Below are 20640 nucleotides of genomic sequence, written 5' to 3'. Positions count from 1 at the left end.
AAAACGTACAGGCTTTTGTATAGTGACAAATTAAATGGCGTCGAAACAAATTCGTGTCATCAAGCTGGGCTTTACCCCCTTTAGACTTGCAACAATTTGTGTTGATACAGCCTGTAAGTTTTCTGTGCTGATTCTAGTCTGAACGCTAGAAATTCCAGCCTTCACACTTTAGATGACACAAAGTAAGGCACAGCGATAAATAAAGAGTCACTGTACAAGTGCGTAAGTCCTGGTAATCATCTTGCAATTTGATTGTATCGACTGACAATGCGATTGTATCGGCTGACAATGCGATTGTATTGACTAACAATGCGATTGTATTGACTGACAATGCGATTGTATCGACTAACAATGCGATTGTATTGACTGACAATGCGATTGTATCGATTAACAATGCGATTGTATCAACTTGCTACGCCTGCCTAATGAGTATGATCTGGTCGCGCCCCTGTTAAATGCCATCACTCAATCACTCTGGTAATCTCTCTAACACCTTCCGTGCGATCGCCCCCCAATATTCATCCTTATACTCAACATATATCTCCAACGCTGTCTGCAAATGAACCCTCGCCTCTGGGTAGTTTTCCTCTGCTTCTGCAAGCGCTCCTAAACAGTGGTAGGTGTCAGCTTGGGAATAGCGATCGCCAAATTCGATATAGATAGCCAAAGCTTGTTGGTAATTACGCCGCGCCTCCTCAAATTCACGCAAATATTAGGCAACCATTCCCAACTGGTAGTAGGTGCTAGCGGAAAAATAGCGATCGCCAAATTCGATTTTGATAGCCATTTCATCTCTGAGAAATTACCAATTATTATCAGAAAAAATCAGAATCGTATTCAATTGTCAATCCTCCAGAAGAGAGAATACATATTATTTATGCTTACTTAATTCTGCTCAACCGAATCAAAAGGTTGCTCATGGTCGTTTTCGCTCAATTACACTGATTTATTTTAAACAAACCTTCTTCTCTACATAAATTTTAACACTTAAAACTGGATGATAATTTCTGCATCATAGATACATCTGAGCAAGTACAACGGTTTGCAGAACGTCCTGAGGAGGTGATACGCAAAAAAGATGTCAGGCTAAGTTTTATTGAGTTTATCCGGCTTGAAAATCTCTTAAAAGCTATCCTGGAAGGTGAGTAGTAACTATTTTAATTACAAGTAATTGGATAATATTTAGAGCAAAAATTATATTTATATATATCTAACTATCTAGATCATCAATAAACAATATAATAAACTAATTATTGTAATTGAGAATGTGCTAGTTTTAAAATAAAACTTAGCACAGCAAGCCAATTAAAAAAATCTGCTATCAAGTGCTTTCATATCATACAAAAATTACATGGATCAAGTAATTACTGCAATTACAGATGCTTTATTTATAACCAGTAATTTAGGAGAAATAAAAAAAGTAAATCGTGCTGCTCAAAAATTATTTGGTTTTAGTGAAGAAGAATTAATTAATCAACCGATATCACTGATAATTGATGATAATCAAGTATTAACACAAGCCATTTATCGACATTCTTCTTTTAAGCAAAATTACCAAAATTTCGAGGTAGTTTGTCGAACTAAAACTAGAGAGAAACGGTTGATTGCTTTTTCTTGTTCAGTAATTCCGAAAAAAATAAAAGGATTAGAAGATATTGTTTACATTGGTCGGGATGTTACCGCTCGGCAGCACTGGGAACAGCGTAGAAGTGCCCAGTATGCTATCACTCGGATATTATCAGAATCCCAAAGTGTAAAGCAGGGAATTCCGCAAATTTTGCAGTCGATCTGTCAAAATTTGGGATGGGATTTAGGCGAACTTTGGACAGCAAGTCAATATATTGGCACATCGGTACAGGGAGACAATATCAATGCAGTATTAAGGTGTGTGGAAATTTGGTCAAGTCGAGTAGTTTCTGTGCGAGAGTTTAAAGCAATCACCTGGCAAACTACCTATACACCCGGTGTTGGCTTACCTGGTCGAATTTGGATCAGACGTTTGCCCTTGTGGATTCAAGATACCACAGAAGATGGAGACACTCGGCGATCGCAACCTGCTGCTGAGGCTGGATTACACGCAGCTTTTGGCTTCCCCATCTTAGATGATAGTGAAATCTTAGGAGTGATGGTTTTCTTTAGCCGAGATGTACAACCAAAAGATAAAGACCTATTGCAATTGGTGGGTTCGATTGGTAGTCAAATCGCCCAGTTTATCAAACGCAAACAAGCAGAAGATGCACTTGTAGAAAGTGAAGAACGATATCGAGATTTATTTGAAAATGCTAATGACCTGATTCAATCGGTCAATGCCTATGGTCGTTTTTTGTATGTGAATCGTGCATGGCGAGAAACTTTGGGATATAGCGAAGCTGAAATTGCGAATATGACTGTTTTCGATATTATACATTCAGAGTGTAAACAAGACTGTTTGCAAAGGTTTTATCGCTTGCTGTCAGGAGAAAAGTTCGCTCAAATAAAATCCGCATTCGTTACTAAAGACGGTCAAACAATCTTTCTAGAAGGTAATATTAACTGTAAATTTGTCGAAGGTCATCCAGTTGCGGTTCGCGGCATTTTTCGCAATGTCACCCAGCGACTAGCAGCAGAAGAAGCGCTGCGCCATCAGCAGAAAGAAACCGAACGTTTATTGCTGAATATTTTGCCAGCCGCAATCTCCAAACCCTTGAAACAAGAATCAGCTAACATTGCCGAAGACTTTGCTGATGTCACAGTTTTATTTGCAGATATTGTCGGTTTTACCGAAATTACTGCTTCTTTGAGTGCAATTCAAGTGGTAAACTTACTCAACCAAATTTTATCAGCTTTTGATCGCCTCACCGAACAAGATGGTTTAGAGAGAATCAAAACCATTAACGATGCTTATATGGTAGTTGGTGGCTTACCCACACGCCGCCCGGATCATGCTCAAGCGATCGCCCAAATGGCATTACACATGCAAACTGCGATCGCTCTATTTAATACTGAGAATAACCAAAACTTCAGTATCCGTATCGGCATCCATAGCGGTTCGGTAATGGCGGGAGTAATTGACCTCAACAACTTTACTTATGATCTCTGGGGAGACACGATAAATATCGCTAGCTGCATGGAGTCCCAAGGTCTTGTAGATAAAATCCAGGTTACAGAAAATACTTATAAGTGTTTATGTGATGAATTTATATTTGAAAAGCGGGGTGAAATCGAAGTTAAAGGCAAAGGGGAAATGACAACTTATTTGTTGATTGGAAAGTAGAGATGAGGGGCATTAGTCATTAGTCATTGGTTATTAATTCTTCTCCCTTACTCCCTCATCTCCCCCTCCCTACTCCCTACTCCCTAATGAGTATTTGGAATCAGCCGACCACAGGGATAAGTCGCTGTTTGCTGTGAAGCATTTTCAGCCACTGCTGCTGGAACCTGATCTGATGGTCGGGTTTTGGCTGCTAAATAGTCTTTTTGCAGTTTATCTAAAATGGCTTCTCGCCTGTCGTACAGACGCTTCAGGGGACGAGGCTGGCACTTGTTAAGAACATACGCTGTTACCAGTGGTAGAGCGATCGTGCTATCTGTATAACAAACAATTGTGTTAGGTAACTCTTCCGGGTCAATCTTACCCCAGCTGACGGCTTCCGATGGGGTTGCTCCAGACAAACCGCCTGTATCTGGACGCGCATCGGTAAACTGCACAAAGTAATCGTGTCCTCGTTCTTCTAGTCCTAATACTTCGTGAAGTTGCGGTTGAGTTTGTAACAAAAAGTTTTTCGGACTACCGCCACCGAGAATTACAGCCGCACTTTTACCTCCTGATTCACGGGCATTATATGCGATCGCAGCCGTCTCATTTACGTCAATTGATGGATCTAAAACCAACTGCGAACCTTCCAAAGCTAAAGCCGCCACGTTCATCCCAATTGAGCTATCTCCTGGAGAAGACGTATATATAGGCACGCCATACTCATAAGCTGTAGCAAGCAAGCAGGAATGCTGCATACCTAGTTGCTTTTCTACTTCCCGAACATACTTACCCAGTAAATAGTGAAACTCAGCAGTTCCCATCCGCTTCTGAAACGCTTCTCCTTGCAGAATCTTGCGGATGAACGCATCAGTTTCCAGCAGCACATCGTAACCAAAGATTATGTCATAAATGCGAATAGTGCCTTCCTGGCGCAGTTTCACATCATCCAAAAACGGATTACCAGCAAAGAGATCAAAACCCAAACCGTAGTGCATATCGTGGTAAAGATTTGCACCAGTGCTAATCATCCAGTCAATAAAGCCATTGCGAATTAAGGGTGCAAGCGCTGAAACCCCGAATCCGGCTGGTGTCATCGCACCAGAAAGGCTAACTCCCACTGTGACACCTTCCGTTAGCACATCACGACTCAGTAGTTGGCAGATTTCCCGCAACCGCGCTGAGTTATAAGCGGTGAAGTATTGATCAATCAAATCCACCACATTGATATCATTTGATATAGGTGTCGGTGCAATTTTTTGACCCAGCTGTTTAGACATTTTGGCACTCCCGAACAGTAAACACGCCGAATCTAATGTTATCTAGGTTTCAAGCAAAGTAACAGCAATTTAACTAGCCCATATTATCAAAAAACACTACGACGGCTGAGATTAAATCGTGTCACAGACCTCAACGCCTACAATTGAAGCAATTTCAATGAAAAGAGTTTCCGAAAATATTAAATTTAATGGAAGATTTAATAGATCGAGAGAGGTGTACGCTAGCTAGATGAAAATGTGTTAACAGAGGACTCAACTAATGGGATATGTAATTGCTACTGCAAATATGAAAGGTGGCGTTGGTAAAACCACCCTCACCGTCAACTTAGCTACCTGTTTAGTTAAAAATCATGGCAAGCGGGTGCTTGTCCTTGATTTAGACAGCCAAATTAGTGCCACACTCAGTTTGATGTCGCCTTTAGATTTTGCCAAGCGTCGTAAACAAAGTAAGACATTTAGGTATCTGATAGACGAAATTATCAATCCAGACCCACAAGCCAAACTGACAATTCAGGATATCATTCAGTCCCAGGTTTGTAATCTTCCTGGACTGGATTTATTACCAGGAGATATCGATTTGTATGATGAATTTGTTGTATCAGAAATGCTGCATCAACAAGCAACTACTTTGGGTGAACAGGATTTTGAAATGATTTGGAATCGCTTTGAAAGAGTCTTGATTAATAACATCTTAAAATCAGTCCGTAAAGAATATGATTTTATCCTTCTCGATTGTGCACCAGGCTATAATCTATTGACTCGTAGCGCTCTAGCCGCCAGCGATTTCTACATACTTCCTGCTAAACCAGAACCTTTATCTATAGTAGGTATTCAACTGCTGGAAAGACGCATTGCCCAATTAAAAGACAGTCACGGGCATGAAACCAAGATAGATATAAAAATGCTGGGAATTGTATTTAGCATGTCCAGTGCTAACCTTCTCACTGGCAGATACTATAAACAAGTGATGCACCGCGTTGTTGAAGATTTCGGTGTAGAAAAAATTTGTAAGATACAAATACCAGTTGATGTCAATGTTGCTAAGGCTGTTGATAGTTTTATGCCAGCTGTTTTAATTGCTCCTCAATCAGCTGGTTCAAAAGCGTTCTTTCAGTTAACTCAGGAGTTGTTGCAAAAGCTATAGCAATTCTAAATCATTTGTAAAAAACAAGATTCGCCAGTTTTATAAAAAGTTGGAAATCTGAACCTGGCGATTTTTACAAATCAAATAGGATTGCTTTAACACGATTTTCGACTTATTTAACAAGTCGAAAATCTGAACCCTTCGATTTTCCCAAATCAATTAGAGTTGCTATTTATTATCTGCCTAAATAAAAGGTGCTAAGTGGTAATAAGTAAGTTATCCTTTTCATAAGTTCAGCAGTTCTACTGAAGCTATATGCAGGGAGATTCAGCTATTGAGTGAAAAGGCCAGTAAATTTCACTAAGAAACAATGGTTACTAACAATTCTGTACACGAAGAGATAAATCAGCACTTGGTAATACGCCTACCACGGACTCTGAGTTATCTCGAAACCTGGGGCTTTGGCTTAACAGGTCATGTGGGATGGATTGGTACTGCCCCCATCATTCATGCAGCGTTAGGGCCTAAAGCAATCTTAGTTTGGTTTTTTGGCACGATTATTTCCTTTTTACTTAACTTGCAGGTACAAAGTTTAGGTAGACATTGGTCAGATGTGGCTGGAGGAACACCAAACTATACCACAAGGTTATTAAAGAACTTTCCTGGCTTAGGTCGTTACGTAGCCTTAGGATACTTTTTTAGCTGGGCAGCAGCACCGGCACTGTATGCGATTATTCTCACAGACCTAATTAAAGTCAGTTTTCAACCATTAGGTATTTCTTGCCCAGAAACTTTATTAAAAGTTGCATTTACAGCGATTCCTTTTATTGTGGCATTCAGTGGCAGTCGTGCTCTAGCGCTCCTGCATTTATTTTTTGTATTACCAGCGATTTTATTACTGCTTTTGTTTTGTACTCAAGGCGTAGTATGGTTAGCCTCCTCACCTGATAATTTTAAATTTATCCCAACTAGCACGCATAGCCTGAGTTTTGAAGAATGGGCAAAGTGGTTTTTCCTGGCTAGCTATTCAATTTATGCTTGTGAAACCACTTCTTCTTTTGTTGCTGATAGCCGCCACCCATATAAAACTTTAAAGTTCTTAAGCGTAGCTGCTTGGCTAATTCCTCCAGTGTTTTTAGGTGGTTCTTGGGTATTAATGCATTCGCCTCAAAATCCAAAAATAGACGATGCATTCTTAAATCTGGTAGCGGCTTCTGAGCCTTTTTGGGGTGAACATGCCCCCTTTCTAGTAACACTTCTGATTAGCATATCCTGCCTTCTAAGTTCTGCTACGGCAGTTTCCAACTCTCCTCGGATCTTATACCAACTTGCCTTAGACAAACAGCTTTCTCCCATATTTGCATTAGTTTCCCCTCAAGGTGTCCTTGGGCCTGCTATCTTAGTTACCTTTCTAATCAGTTTGCTTTGCCTAAATTTGGGAAATGTACTTCAACTTGTCACAGTAGCAGGCACCTGTTATCTCATGTCTATTATGGGATTACATCTGGGATTATGGCTGTGTCGAGACAAACCGCAGGTGTTATGGCCTTGGTGGTCACTTGGTTTTTTCTTTGTAGAAGCGGTAGTTCTAATAGTGGGAGGTTTAGCTTGGGGTCGGAGAGATTTCTTAGTGGGATTATTATTACCCATTGTTCTGATCATCGGAGATGTAGCGCTACATCGCTTAAGATTTGCGCCATTACAGCCAAAATGGTGGACACAGCGTTACGACACTAGGTCTAGTAGAAACAACTCAGACTTTGTGGTACTACAGGTGATTGTCTTAGTATCATTAATTTGTATTACTGCCACAAGCAGTTGGGTTATCCGCGATTTATTAGATAAACTTTCTAATAATCCTCAAAACTCTTTATTAGCTATTCTACTAGTGACGCTTTCTTTTATAGGGGTAGCGATCGCTTGCTGGACAACTCTACCACAAATCGTTGCTATTGATGAGGCACGCAAACAAGCAAGAAACCTATTTATCACTACTCTTGATACCGTTCCAGATACTGTTTTAGTTTTAGATGAAAACGGTACAATTTGTCAGACAAATACCGCGGCTGAAAAATTATTTCAAACAAATGTTCAGCAGTTGCTAGGGAAAAACTTGAATCAACTTTTGATATCCTATCGTGGTAAACCGGAGCAATGGTCTATTATAAGTGAGCAAATCTTAAAAACAAATGAAGGTTTTCGAATTCTTGAATCGACTATTTCAAAGCCATTTAATTCCCCGTTACGAGAGTATATTGTTATTGTCCGTGACATTACTAAGCGGAAGTTAATAGAGGAAGAATTAGTCCAGTCTCGTTATCATCTTGAACAGATGGTTATCGAACGTACCATTGAACTTATTAAAGTGAATAAACAGCTTGAAAAAGACATTATCAAGCGTCAGCAAATACAAGAGCAATTACAGCACAATAGTCTTCATGACGGGCTAACCGGATTACCTAATCAACGATTATTTATAGAGCGAGTGCAGCAGGCAATAGAACGTACTAAACAGCAAAAAAACTATTTCTTTGCCGTACTCTTCTTAGATATAGACCGCTTTAAAGTTGTTAATGACAGCCTTGGACATCTACAGGGAAATCAACTTTTAATTGCAATTTCTCATCGGCTAAAGTCAGTTCTGCGAGTTGGAGACATAATTGCCCGTTTTGGCGGAGATGAGTTCACAATCTTAATTGAGGAAATTGAAGATATCAGCATCGCCGTACAGGTAGCCGAGCGAATTAAAAAGGTGCTAGCTTTGCCATTTAAATTAAATGAGCATAGGGTGTTTACTAATGCTAGTATTGGCATTGCTTTAAGTAAAGCAGATTATGAGCAAGCAGCGCAGATTCTACGCGATGCAGATGTGGCAATGTACTGTGCCAAATCACTTGGTAAGGCACGCTACGAAGTGTTTGACCCGAAGATGCACGAGAGTGCATCTTTGCTCTTGGAGTTAGAAACTGCTCTGCGAAGTGCGCTGCTCAAGCAAAAAGAATTTAGCCTTAGTTACCAGCCAATTATTTCACTGACAACTGGCAAAATTATTGGATTTGAAGCACTGATACGTTGGCATCATCCAGAACGAGGACTTATTTCCCCTGAAGATTTTATTCCTCTGGCCGAAGAAACTGGAATGATTGTTAGTATTGGGCAATGGGTGCTTTATGAAGCGTGCCACCAAATGCACATATGGCATAAACAATTTCCTACCTCACTACCCCTGACAATTAATGTAAATTTTTCTGCTAAACAAATCACGCAACCCGATGTGTTTAAAGAAGTTAAACAGATTTTGCAGGAAACTGGACTAAAGGCATCCAGTTTGAAATTGGAGATTACTGAAACCTTGTTGATGGATAATTTTGAATTAGCTACCACTGTGTTTTCCCAGTTAACAGCGCTTAATATCGAGTTACACATGGATGATTTTGGTACTGGCTTTTCATCCTTGAGTTATCTGCACCGCCTACCAATCAAAACCCTTAAAATTGACCGTTCTTTCATCACTAATATAGGTAGTCAAGGAGAAAATTTAGAAATTGTTCGAGCTATTGTGACATTAGCTCATAATTTAAATATGTCTGTAACAGCAGAAGGGATAGAAACTGTAGAGCAATTAGTACAGTTAAAGGCTTTACAATGTGATTATGGGCAAGGATATTTTTTCTTACCACCTATGGAACGTGCAGAAATAGAAATACTGCTTGCTGCCAACTTGTGCTACAAAAACTTTTTAAAGACCTAAAAACTTGGGATCAAATTCTGTTTAAAGGATGTTTGAAAAGTATTGTTGGTAATCACCTCCCAAACCTAACCCCCTAGTAAGCTTTCCCTATGTTAGCATTGGCGAACGCAAGAGCCTCTCTAGGAGTTGCGGCACGAAGTGCGGGAATAGAGGTTTCAAAGCCTCTTAGGAGTGGGGGAGAGGAATAGAAACGGGGTTTCTAGTATACTTTGCCACTTTTCAAACATCCTCTTAGAAAAATACCTCGTAAAATTGGGCGATTAATTTCACCTGATAATCTATGATTAGTGTAGTACTGGCTGTAGCTGGAAATGTTCTGCATTATTAAGTAACCCTTCTTCTAATAAAAGTTCATTAATAAAAATATCGATTTTATCCCGATCAATATTCTGCATGACTATCATGTGTGCCCAATTTTCAAAAACCGCTAGCTGCCACTTTTTAATTAACCTTTGAGAAGGTTTTTGAAACACTACAGTATTGGAAAAATTATTTAACATGCATGGATATTCTCTGATTTGAAGTTGTTGGAAAAGATATTGGGCATTATTAATACAGGTCTTTGCTTCTCTAGCTAATCCACCATCACCTCTTGTTTGTACTGCATACCAGAGAATCAGGGGAGTATGGCCGTTTCTAGAACCCAGAATTGTTGTATCTTTTGAACCAATATATTCAATCATTGTTTCAACTTTTTCTACCCATTTCTTCTTAGTTAAGACTACACCACAAGGTAATGGAGAACCAATGAATTTAGCAGAAATAGCGATACTATCTATGGGTTTTTGAAAGTTAACTTGCGGAGCGTCATCTAAAAACGGTAATATTAATCCTGAAAGTGCAGCATCACAATGAATGTAATAATCTTTAATCTGATTGCGCTCTAAAATTTCTAGAACTTTGTCTAAGTTATCAATCGCACCCTTGACAGTAGTCCCAATATTTAAATTTATGATCGCCGGATAACTGCGATTCTCGCTAATTAGTTGCTCAAAATGTTTATAATTCATCTCTCCATTAATTTGTGAATTGACAATATTATGTTGGATGCGGAATAATTTGGCTGCTTTAGGTATGGAGTAATGAGAGTCTTGTGATGAGTAAACAATCCCATTAGGGTAAATTTCTCTTGCTAAAAACATTCCATATAAATTACCTTCAGTTCCGCCAGCAGTAACATAACCCCAAAACTGACTTTCTGGAATTTTATAGAGTTCAGCAAAAAAAGATAATACTTCTTGTTCAAACTTACGAGAATGGAGACCAAAATCTGGTTCTACATATGGATCTCCAGCATTATTTAACAGGAAATTGAAAAATTTTGCGATCGCACTGTAATCACAACTTAAATTATATGGGTAGCCTGCATGAAACTGCGATCGCTGTTCTATTTGCAACAAAAAATCTGCCAACTCTTTAGCGATTCTATCTGACATATCTCTGTATCTCCTAAACTTTGAGTTAATTCATGCTTGAGTCGAAGTTATAGCCGTTAATATAATGTCTTTATAATTTCTCAACATCAGTATTAATTAAGTTTTTTTCAAAAAACTAATTAAGTGGTAGTACGGATATAAAATTCAGTGTAAATACTCATACAGTTTGTCTATTTGTGTTCTATCATTCAAAAGCACGATTACCAAGCTAAATCTCAGATTTAGCCATAATATCAATCTCAATCAAACTCTTAAAGGGTTAGTTTGACATTTAAATATGGACAAAATATTGCAACAAAATTACTTTTTGAGATTGCAAATTAGCGAATCTTCTGCTGAAAAGCAAACCACATCTAGTTTGCATATTTAACTAAAATGTCAAGAACTAGCGTTCGACTGACTTGTACTGAGCGTTGCGTTGCACTGAGCGGCTGGTGAGCGCAGTCGAACCATGTCGAAGTAGCGCTCACGCCAAAGTCTTGACTACCCTAATTATGCAAGTTAAATGTATAACAGCTAACTCACAAAATTTATGATGTTTAAATTTTGGATAATGGAATTGTTGGCGGAGCCTTTCGTAGAGAAGATTCTTGCGTTTCATTATTTAATGCACGTTTTCAGCCCTCGAATTTAAACACGAGAATAAATCTAAAATCATCTGAGATGGTAGTGGATTTACGCGCCCGCTTTCCTAGAAATCGTGGCTATACACACGAAGTCCGCATATCGCGCTTGTTAGCGCACCACGCGGACTTCATCAGCTAAAAGTGCATTTAGATTTTTGCTTTTAGAACTCTCCGGCTAAAGCTGCAACACACCGTTCACAAATTAGGGGATGTTCTGCTGATTCTCCCACATGAATAGAGTAGTTCCAGCAGCGATCGCATTTTTGCCCTTCTGCTTTTACAACATCAATAGTTGTTATTTTCTCAACACCTAACAATTTACCTACTTTTATCCCATATTCTGCCTCTTTAAGAGGGGAATCTACTAGTTCAACTTGAGATACTAAAAACAGATAACGCAACTCATCTACCCCATTACTTTGGTCAATAGAATCGGGGTTAAGTGATTGTAACTGTTTACGCTGTTCCAAATCTGAGACATATAACAAAACCTTAGCTTCTAAAGAAGACCCGATTTCTTTCGCTACTCGAAGATTCTCTAAACTTCCATTGACATCAGTACGAATTTTTCGTAGCACTTCCCAAAATTCTGCTAATTCAGGATTACGCCATGTTTCCTCTACCTGTACCCAACCGGCTTCAAACACCGATTTATAAGGTGTTTTGTAGGGGAGATATTGCCAGATATCTTCGGCGGTGTGGCATAATACTGGAGCGATCGCTCGTGCTAAATTATCTATTGCTATCTTCAGCACCGTTTGACAACTGCGACGGCGGAAAGCATCGGTTGCACTGATGTACAACCTATCTTTGGCAATATCTAAATAAAAGTTGGATAAATCCACCACGCAGAAATTCTGCACTGTTTGGAAAAAGCGGAAGAATTGGAAACTCTCAAAAGCTTCCGTGACTTCCTCAAATACCTCGGTGATGCGGTGCAGCATATAACGGTCAAGTTCTGGCAATTCCTCGAAAGGGACTGCATCTTTTTCCGGGTCAAAATCGTGCAAGCTACCCAACAAAAACCGCGCCGTATTGCGAATTTTGCCTCTGACATCGTTCAGTTGCTTGATGATGTTTTTACCAATGCGGACATCGCCGGAGTAGTCTACTGATGATACCCACAGCCTTAATACATCTACACCGTAAGCCGGTTCTACTTTTTGATTTTTCCCGCCTTCAATGATTGTATTTGGGTCAACCACATTTCCTTCTGACTTACTCATCTTCCGCCCTTGCTCGTCCAAAGCAAAGCCATGAGTTAGCACAGTTTTGTAAGGCGCAATCTCATTCACTGCTACACTGGTGAGCAAGCTTGACTGGAACCAACCGCGATGTTGGTCGGAACCTTCCAAATACATATCAGCGGGGTAGCGTAAATCTGGACGCTGGTTAACGACAGCTGCCCAAGATGAGCCAGAATCAAACCATACATCCATTGTGTCTGTACCTTTGCGGTAAGACTTGCCATTTTGGCGATAGGATTGGGGTAATAACTCCTCAACCGATAATTCCCACCAAGCATCGGAACCAATTTCAGCGATGATTCCTTGGACGTGGTTGATAATTTCTTCATTCAGCAGTACTTCCCCAGTTTCTTCCTCGTAGAAAACGGGAATTGGTACACCCCAACTTCGCTGACGAGAGATACACCAATCGGGACGTTCCGCCACCATTGGCGTGATGCGATTTTCACCTTGGGCTGGAATCCATTTTACTGTTGCGATCGCATGAAGCGCTTCTTCTCTAAATCCTTCCACGGAAGCAAACCATTGTTCAGTTGCGCGGAAAATCGTCGGTTTCTTCGTCCGCCAATCATAGGGATACTTGTGGAGGTATGGTTCTTCCTTCAACAAGGAACCAGCCACTGTTAAGGCATCAATCACCGCCTGATTACCATCACCCAGCACATTCAACCCCGCAAATTGTCCCGCTTCTTCGGTAAAATTGCCGTTATCATCCACTGGTGCAAGGATGGGTAAACCGTAACGCTGACCAACAATGTAGTCTTCTTGACCATGACCGGGGGCTGTGTGTACCAACCCAGTACCCGATTCAGTAGTAATGTAATCACCGCCGACAACAATTGGACTTTCACGGTCAAATAGGGGATGACGGTAAGTAGTATGTTCTAAGTCATTCCCCTTAAAGGTGGCTTTTACAGTTAACTCAACTCCCAATGTCGAAGATAAACGTTCAACTAAATCAGCAGCAACAATGAGGTATTTGAAATTACTCTGTGCCTTTGCGTCTGGATGGGAAACTTCCACCACCGCATAATTCAAATCTGCATTCACCGCCACAGCCAAATTCCCCGGAATTGTCCAAGGTGTAGTCGTCCAGATAGCCACACCCAAATCTGACAGATATTCTGCCAATAGTGGTTTTACTGCTTCCGCCAAACTTGTAACTGGAAAAGCTGCATAGATACTGCGGGAAATGTGACCTTCTGGATATTCCAACTCAGCTTCAGCCAAAGCGGTTTGAGAACTCGGACTCCAGTGAACAGGCTTCAAACCACGATAGATGTAACCTTTTAAGAACATCTGACCAAACACACCAATTTGAGCCGCTTCATATTCCGGCTTCAGAGTTAGATAAGGGTTATTCCAATCACCCCAAATACCGTAGCGTTTAAAATTTTGACACTGGTTATCTATCGTAGTTAGGGCAAATTCTTTCGCTTTTAAGCGCAGTTGTAAAGGCGTTAAATTTTGCCGTTCTGCTGACTTCATGTTCTGCAAAACTTTCAACTCAATTGGCAAGCCGTGACAATCCCAACCAGGGACGTAGCGAACTTTACGCCCTTTTAGCAGTTGGTAGCGATTAATAATATCTTTGAGAATTTTATTTAAAGCATGACCAATATGGAGTAAGCCATTAGCGTAGGGAGGCCCATCGTGCAGTATAAATAATTCGCCGGGGTTATTTTTGGAGAGGCGATCGTAAATTTTATTTTCTTCCCAAAATTTTTGGATTTCAGGTTCACGCTTGATGGCGTTTGCCCGCATCTCAAAGTTAGTCTTGGGTAGGTTTACAGTATCTTTGTAACTTCCTGATTCGGTCACAGTCTCATGCCTAGAATTAGGTGTGCAGGTTTTATCAATTATAGAAGATGGCATGAAAACCAAAATATGCTATTTTATCTTTTTCCGAGAGAAGGCTCCTGCCATAATCTATTGATTTAGCGGTGATAGGGCAGTCGCTTCAAATCGGCATACCTTGCATTTAGCTGCAACGCTTTTAGGCGATTAGGGGACTAAACAGCAATTTTGCGGAGGTTGAGAGTTAATCAACACAAAGTAGTATACTTTTCTGGATTCGCTTATTACCTATCCAAAGGTTTCGTTTGATTAGAAGAACATTCCCTAAGAAAAAGTCAACTATTACAAAAAATAAATCATTTTTTTTTAATTTTAAATAAGTTACGTATGTTTTAGGTGTAATTCACTGAATTTCATTGAATTACCCTGAAAATTATTCCTAGTAAAAAACTAGACATAAGTAGCATTTTTTAATTGGATCTCCACCAGCTTACTATCAATAAGAATTTTTGAAGGAGTAGATTAATTATGATTAGCAAGTTGTTCCTAAGTAAGTGGAGGCAAAACTTCAAACTGTATCTCCCCTTTGTCTTTATTGTAACACTACTGGCTGGAATCATCTTTTCCAAATTGAGTTTAACTATGGCTGCTGATTCGCGGCTAGATCCAAGAACTCAACCGAAGTTTATCAATTCGCTGCCATCTCTAGGGAGAGTAGATGCTACAAAGGGTGGTCGCTTCGATGTAGAGATGGGAGAAACTAAGCAATGGCTTGGACTATACAGCAGTCCTGGTGCAGATGGTATATATGGTACAAAGGATGATGCACGCTTGAATACAAAAGTTTGGGGGTATGGCTTAAGAGGGCAAAAGGCTGTTACTTACCCAGGTTCCACATTCGTGACACGAAAAGACGTACCGATTGAAGTGCTGTGGGACAACAAACTACCAAAAACCGGACATATTTTTCCCGTAGACAAGAGCATCGTGACAAAATCGGTTGCAAACGCTCTTTCCAAAGGGCTTGTACCTACAGTGACACATGTGCATGGCGGTCATACTGAGTGGACTAGCGACGGATATTCCGAAGCTTGGTTTACCCAAAATTTCTCACAAACCGGACCCAGTTGGGTTAAAAAGAACTATAGTTATGCAAATGACAATGAGCGGGCAGCGACACTTTTATATCACGACCACATTCTCGGTAACAGTCGTTTAAGTCTATATGCTGGTCTTGCAGGCTTCTACCTGCTAAGGGATAACAACGAAATTAATCTGATCAATCGCAACATTTTGCCCAGTGGTAACCACGAGAAAGAACTCATCATCCAGGATCGAGATTTCACAGCCAAGGGTCAACTTTATTACCCACCTGGTTCAAATTATCCAGATACTTCATATCCAAGTGTAGTGCCCAATTTCTATGGTGATTTTATCCTAGTAAATGGTATGGCATGGCCAAAGCTGGCGGTCGAACCGAGAAAGTACCGTTTACGCTTGGCAAACGGTTCAAATTCGCGCTTCTACAACCTGAATTTCAACGACTCAAAGGAAAAGTTTTACGAAATCGGCACTGAGCAAGGCTTATTAGAAAAACCAGTCGCGCTGGAAAATTTAGTTCTTGCTCCAGGTGAACGCGCTGATGTGATTGTTGACTTCACTGGCGATTCGGGAAAAGAGTTCATCATCAGGAACTTTGATGATAAAGCCGATTCCGAGCTTACAGGTCAGATAATGAAGATTGCGGTCGAGCAACCCCTTTCAAATGTTCCAAATGCTACAGTCGATACCAATGAAAGTGATGGACTGACAACACGATTGCTACCTGACAAGATTATACCTCCTGCTCAAACCGGACTGACTCGGCAACTGGTTCTTTTTGAAAATAGGGATGAATATGGTCGCAAGCTCTTAGAGCAAGGTACATTGGCAGATGGCTCATTGCGCTATGACGAGCCAACTACTGAGAAACCAAAACTCGGCACAACTGAAGTTTGGGAATTATACAACACGACACAAGAGCCACACCCAATTCACTTGCACTTGGTTTCCTTCCTGATTCTAAATCGACAGAATTTTGCTGGCAGTGCAGTCCCAATTATCACAGACCCTCGTAAGACTAAGCTATTTCTACAAAATGCTGGCTTAATCGGTAATCCTGAGCCTCCACCACTTTCTGAGAAAGGTTGGAAAGACACCGTAGTTGTTAACCCAGGTGAAGTTGTTCGCATTATTGCCACCTTCGACAAACCGGGGTATTATCTCTGGCACTGTCACATTCTAGAACACGAAGACTTCGATATGATGCGACGCTTTCAAGTTGTTGCAACTCCCTAGAATACTAATTCAGTAATCGGAATCATGAGGAAAAAACGAGGTTTTGTTGGGTTGCAACAAGGAATGTTTGGTTGTAAAAGACGCTAAAACAGGGTTTATCAGTCTTGTGTTTTATTAATGAAAAGGTGCAGGATTTCTTGGAGGTAATAATGGCGCGTAAACGGTTGATTATTGAGATGGGGATGGGAATAGATCAGCATGGACAAGAACCGACAGTAGCAGCATCTAGGGCAGTAAGGAATGCGATCGCTCACAATGCTTTACCTGGTGTTTGGGAAATTGCTGGTTTAAGTCACCCAAATGAAATGATTATAGAAGTTCAGGTAGCAGTACCATATCCAGAACAAGTTAGAGAAGAAGAGGTATTAGCTGTCCTACCATTTGGTCAAAAAAGTCTCACAGTAGAATCTGGGGGAATGATAGTTCAAGGGCGGGCGATTCCCGAACTCAACGATAAAAATGACGAAATGTTGATTGCGATCGCTGCTGTTACAGTTCTGGTTGAAAATGAGTAACTGAGGTCAGCCCCTTTGGGGAAGTCAAAAGTCAAAAGTCAAAAGTCAAAATTAATAATCCCCATAAATAAATTTAGGGGCTTGTATCATGAGTCTTTTTCGGTCAATACCTTACGCGATGTGCAACTTATTCTTGGAACTTTGCTTTTATTCCTCTCCCTCACTCCTGAAAGGCTTTGGTTTTTGCTCCCCAACCCTACAAGGGTTGGGGGTTAGGTTTGAGAGCAAGTCGTATATGGCATAATATTCTTTATCTTCCAAGTCTTGCAAAAAATCGTGATTTTAAGAAAAAAATCGTGATTTTAAGAAAAAACTCACGACTTTAAGAAAAAATCGTGATTTTAAGGAAAAACTCACGACTCTAAGAAAAAAATCGTGATTTTAAGGAAAAAATAGTAATTTTAAAAGAAAAATCGTCATTTTAAGCAAAAAATCGTCACTTTAAGAAAAAAATCGTGATTTTAGTAACGACAGCTTCTAAATTCAGGGTGATAGCTCCTGAAGTAGTGACAACTTGCTTAACAGCCAAGCATACGCTTGTCTTGAGCTGTTTCGGCAAAAAGTTAGACACACCTTTGTTTATTACCAGCTTTTACATTTTTCTGACATATTTGGCGCTCCCAACTACGGAACTTCTATTTCACCAAGCAAGGAGCGATCGCCTACGGTAGAGGTAGCCGATCGCAGGCGTTATGCTCACAAGTGCCCTCAAGCCTGCCAATTGCTTGTAGTAAAGATTTGGGGCAGCTGCAATCTAGTATTATAAATTAGTACAAGTGGGTGTGCCTGAGTTTTGCCTCTACACACAATGCATAATTCTTGGAAACAGGGAGCAGAATAGAGCGTGATTAAACCAGAGGTAGTATCTTACGGATCTTGGCGATCGCCCATCACAACAGACTTAATTACCGCACGGACAATTGGGTTGGGACAAATTGCTCTCGATGGCGAAGATATTTACTGGAGCGAATTGCGACCGTCAGAGCAAGGTAGAAATGTCGTAGTCCGCCGGGGTGCAAATGGTGAAATTTCTGATATCACACCTACTCCTTTCAACGTGCGTACCCGTGTGCATGAATATGGTGGCAGTTCTTTTCTCGTGGTAGATGGCACTGTTTACTTTTCTAACTTTATCGACCAACGCCTATATCGTCAGGATACTGATACACAGCCGCAAGCCATCACCCCGTCAGCAGCCACACGCTATGCAGATGGTATTTTTGACCGCCAACACAACCGAATTATTTGCGTGTACGAAGATCACACTGATGCTGCAAATGAGGCGATCAATACTCTAGTCGGCGTGGAACTAGACGGAGATCACAAAATCCAAGTATTAGTATCTGGAAATGACTTTTATGCTTCGCCTCGCCTTAGTCCCGATGGTTTACGATTAGCTTGGCTGACTTGGAACCATCCTAATATGCCTTGGGATAGTACTGAACTATGGGTTGGGGAATTAAAAGCAGATGGTAGTTTAGGAAATACTCAAAAAATTGCTGGCGATTTAGATGAATCTATCTTTCAGCCAGAATGGTCCCCGGATGGCAAATTATACTTTGTTTCTGACCGTACAGGTTGGTGGAATATATATCGTTGGCAAGATGAAAATGTAGAAGCGTTAACTCAAATCAAAGCGGAGTTCGGTCAGCCGCAATGGAATTTTGGGATGTCTACTTACGCTTTTGAGTCTGCTAACCGGATTATTTGTACTTATACCCAGCAAGGTATTTGGTATTTAGCTAGCCTTGACACAGTAACCGCTCAACTAGAACTAATAAATACGCCCTACACAGCTATTAGTTCTCTGCACGCCACCTCTAACAAGGTGGTTTTTCGCGGAAGTTCTCCAACTGAGTTGGCAGCTATTATCCGTCTGGATTTGACAACCAAAAAGCTAGAAGTACTACGGCGTTCCAGCGATGTAACTATTGATGCTGGTTATCTTTCTCTCCCAGAAGCCATTGAATACGAAACAGCTGATGGCAAAACAGCACACGCCCTTTTCTACTCACCTCAAAACCTAGATTATACTGCTCCTGCGGGCGAAAAACCGCCTTTGATTGTCAACAGCCACGGTGGTCCCACCGCAGCAACTTCTAGCAGCCTCAGTTTTGGCGTTCAGTATTGGACTAGCCGAGGTATAGCGGTTCTGGATGTAAATTATGGTGGTAGTACAGGTTACGGGCGGGAGTATCGGCAACGACTTGATGGACAGTGGGGAATTGTAGATGTAGATGATTGTGTTTTTGGTGCGCGTTACTTGGTGGAACGGGGAGATGTAGACGGCGATCGCCTGGCAATTTCTGGTGGTAGTGCAGGTGGTTACACAACGCTTTGTGCCTTGACTTTCCGAGATACTTTTAAAGCAGGAGCCAGCTATTATGGTGTCAGCGACTTGGAAGCTTTAGTTCGGGATACACATAAATTTGAATCGCGGTACTTGGATCGCCTGGTTGGCGCTTACCCACAACAGCGTCAGATTTATCAACAGCGATCGCCAATTAACTTTAGCGATCGTCTAGCCTGTCCAGTGATTTTTTTCCAAGGATTAGAAGATCGAGTAGTTCCGCCCAACCAAACTGAAGCAATGGTTACAGCACTGCGAACTAAAGGTGTACCTGTGGCTTATCTTCCTTTTGAGGCTGAAGAACATGGCTTCCGCAAAGCCCCAAATATCAAACGTTCTTTGTCAGCAGAACTCTACTTTTACTCACGAATTTTCGACTTTGAAATTGCTGAATCAATCGAACCTGTAGTCATTGAAAACTTTTAGCTCCCTAGCCGTGATCATCAGCGAAAGTGACATTTTTACCGCGCAATAAAGGTGCGAAGTAATGGCTCTCGAAAGTATTTATCGTTTGATTGTGGCTACCAAAGTAAGAAAGTCCAGCAAGAAATTTCTTACTTTAGGCGTTCTCCAAGGATTTTTACCATCTGCTGTATGCAGGCGATGTCACTCGACTTGCTGCACCCCTAACTGTGACAAAGAGAAATTACGGAGAGAAAAAAGTCAAGTCAGAATCAAAACAGACATCATTAGTCAAAAAAGATTTGAGCAAGTATGAATCAGAAAAAATGACATCAAAATCTATTGTCAATAAGGAGCAATAAGAACTGACGTCAGAGAGATAAGTCTGAGATAAATAAATGAAGATGTTAAAGGTTTCAATCATAAATTAGAGTAATCAATGAAAGTAACAAACTAAAATTATTGACATAGTAAATTAGAGCCATGAATTACAGCAATTTTCATGTAATTGAACCACAAAGGACGGTAACATAGACATGAAGTAATTGTTTTATTCGATGCCAGTATCTTACTCGGAGGATTT

11 protein-coding genes are annotated in these 20640 nt (G+C 40.6%); 6 read left to right on the top strand and 5 right to left on the bottom strand.

All coding sequences use genetic code 11. From position 1 onward, the window contains the following. Window positions 1-145: 145 nt before the first annotated feature. Window positions 146-394: a hypothetical protein gene (locus V7K21_RS01840; RefSeq protein ID WP_335171125.1), complete on the bottom strand. Its 249-nt coding sequence runs from the start codon at window positions 392-394 to the stop codon at window positions 146-148. Between the two features lie 75 nt (window positions 395-469). Next, complete coding sequence (locus tag V7K21_RS01835) at window positions 470-709, bottom strand: tetratricopeptide repeat protein (RefSeq protein WP_335171124.1); 240 nt, start codon at window positions 707-709, stop codon at window positions 470-472. A 642-nt stretch (window positions 710-1351) separates the two neighbouring features. On the opposite strand from V7K21_RS01835, the gene V7K21_RS01830 reads away from it, so the two are divergent. Continuing rightward, the gene (locus V7K21_RS01830) at window positions 1352-3253 is read left to right on the top strand and encodes an adenylate/guanylate cyclase domain-containing protein (RefSeq protein ID WP_335171123.1); all 1902 of its coding nucleotides are present in this window, start codon (window positions 1352-1354) and stop codon (window positions 3251-3253) included. Window positions 3254-3336: 83 nt separating this feature from the next. On the opposite strand, the gene V7K21_RS01825 is transcribed toward V7K21_RS01830, so the two are convergent. Further along, window positions 3337-4512 carry a homospermidine biosynthesis protein gene (locus V7K21_RS01825; RefSeq protein WP_335171122.1) on the bottom strand — a complete coding sequence of 392 codons (1176 nt, stop codon included), beginning with the start codon at window positions 4510-4512 and terminating at the stop codon, window positions 3337-3339. A 259-nt stretch (window positions 4513-4771) separates the two neighbouring features. Here V7K21_RS01825 and V7K21_RS01820 point away from each other — a divergent pair, with 259 nt between their 5' ends. After that, window positions 4772-5656 carry a ParA family protein gene (locus tag V7K21_RS01820; protein ID WP_335171121.1) on the top strand — a complete coding sequence of 295 codons (885 nt, stop codon included), beginning with the start codon at window positions 4772-4774 and terminating at the stop codon, window positions 5654-5656. 310 nt (window positions 5657-5966) lie between these two features. Further along, window positions 5967-9347 (top strand): EAL domain-containing protein, encoded by a 3381-nt coding sequence (locus V7K21_RS01815; protein ID WP_335171120.1) that lies wholly within the window; start codon window positions 5967-5969, stop codon window positions 9345-9347. 284 nt (window positions 9348-9631) lie between these two features. On the opposite strand, the gene V7K21_RS01810 is transcribed toward V7K21_RS01815, so the two are convergent. Together V7K21_RS01810 and ileS are read right to left on the bottom strand one after the other, a co-directional pair. Then, on the bottom strand, window positions 9632-10783 hold the full coding sequence (locus V7K21_RS01810) for a histidine decarboxylase (protein WP_335171119.1): 1152 nt from the start codon (window positions 10781-10783) through the stop codon (window positions 9632-9634). Between the two features lie 787 nt (window positions 10784-11570). Beyond that, complete coding sequence (gene ileS, locus V7K21_RS01805; protein WP_335171157.1) at window positions 11571-14477, bottom strand: isoleucine--tRNA ligase; 2907 nt, start codon at window positions 14475-14477, stop codon at window positions 11571-11573. Between the two features lie 618 nt (window positions 14478-15095). On the opposite strand from ileS, the gene V7K21_RS01800 reads away from it, so the two are divergent. The 3 genes from V7K21_RS01800 to V7K21_RS01790 all read left to right on the top strand — a co-directional run bounded on the left by V7K21_RS01800 (window position 15096) and on the right by V7K21_RS01790 (window position 20081). Next, on the top strand, window positions 15096-16790 hold the full coding sequence (locus V7K21_RS01800) for a multicopper oxidase family protein (RefSeq protein ID WP_335171118.1): 1695 nt from the start codon (window positions 15096-15098) through the stop codon (window positions 16788-16790). 149 nt (window positions 16791-16939) lie between these two features. Continuing rightward, a complete protein-coding gene (locus tag V7K21_RS01795) occupies window positions 16940-17305 on the top strand; it encodes a Lin0512 family protein (protein ID WP_335171117.1) in 366 nt (121 codons plus the stop codon). Window positions 17306-18149: 844 nt separating this feature from the next. Further along, window positions 18150-20081, top strand: coding sequence for a S9 family peptidase (locus tag V7K21_RS01790; protein WP_335171116.1), 1932 nt, complete (start codon window positions 18150-18152; stop codon window positions 20079-20081). Window positions 20082-20640 lie beyond the last annotated feature (559 nt).

Source organism: Nostoc sp., assembly GCF_036919595.1.
Lineage (GTDB): Bacteria > Cyanobacteriota > Cyanobacteriia > Cyanobacteriales > Nostocaceae > Nostoc.
The sequence above is the reverse complement of the archived record's forward strand: the minus strand, read 5'-3'. Positions and strand labels throughout refer to the sequence as shown.

Coding starts and splice junctions, on each gene's coding strand:
- V7K21_RS01825 (WP_335171122.1), bottom strand. CDS start 4,512: ATGTCTAAACAGCTGGGTCAAAAAATTGCACCGACACCTATATCAAAT.
- V7K21_RS01800 (WP_335171118.1), top strand. CDS start 15,096: ATGGCTGCTGATTCGCGGCTAGATCCAAGAACTCAACCGAAGTTTATC.
- V7K21_RS01820 (WP_335171121.1), top strand. CDS start 4,772: ATGGGATATGTAATTGCTACTGCAAATATGAAAGGTGGCGTTGGTAAA.
- V7K21_RS01830 (WP_335171123.1), top strand. CDS start 1,352: ATGGATCAAGTAATTACTGCAATTACAGATGCTTTATTTATAACCAGT.
- V7K21_RS01815 (WP_335171120.1), top strand. CDS start 5,967: ATGGTTACTAACAATTCTGTACACGAAGAGATAAATCAGCACTTGGTA.
- V7K21_RS01810 (WP_335171119.1), bottom strand. CDS start 10,783: ATGTCAGATAGAATCGCTAAAGAGTTGGCAGATTTTTTGTTGCAAATA.
- V7K21_RS01795 (WP_335171117.1), top strand. CDS start 16,940: ATGGCGCGTAAACGGTTGATTATTGAGATGGGGATGGGAATAGATCAG.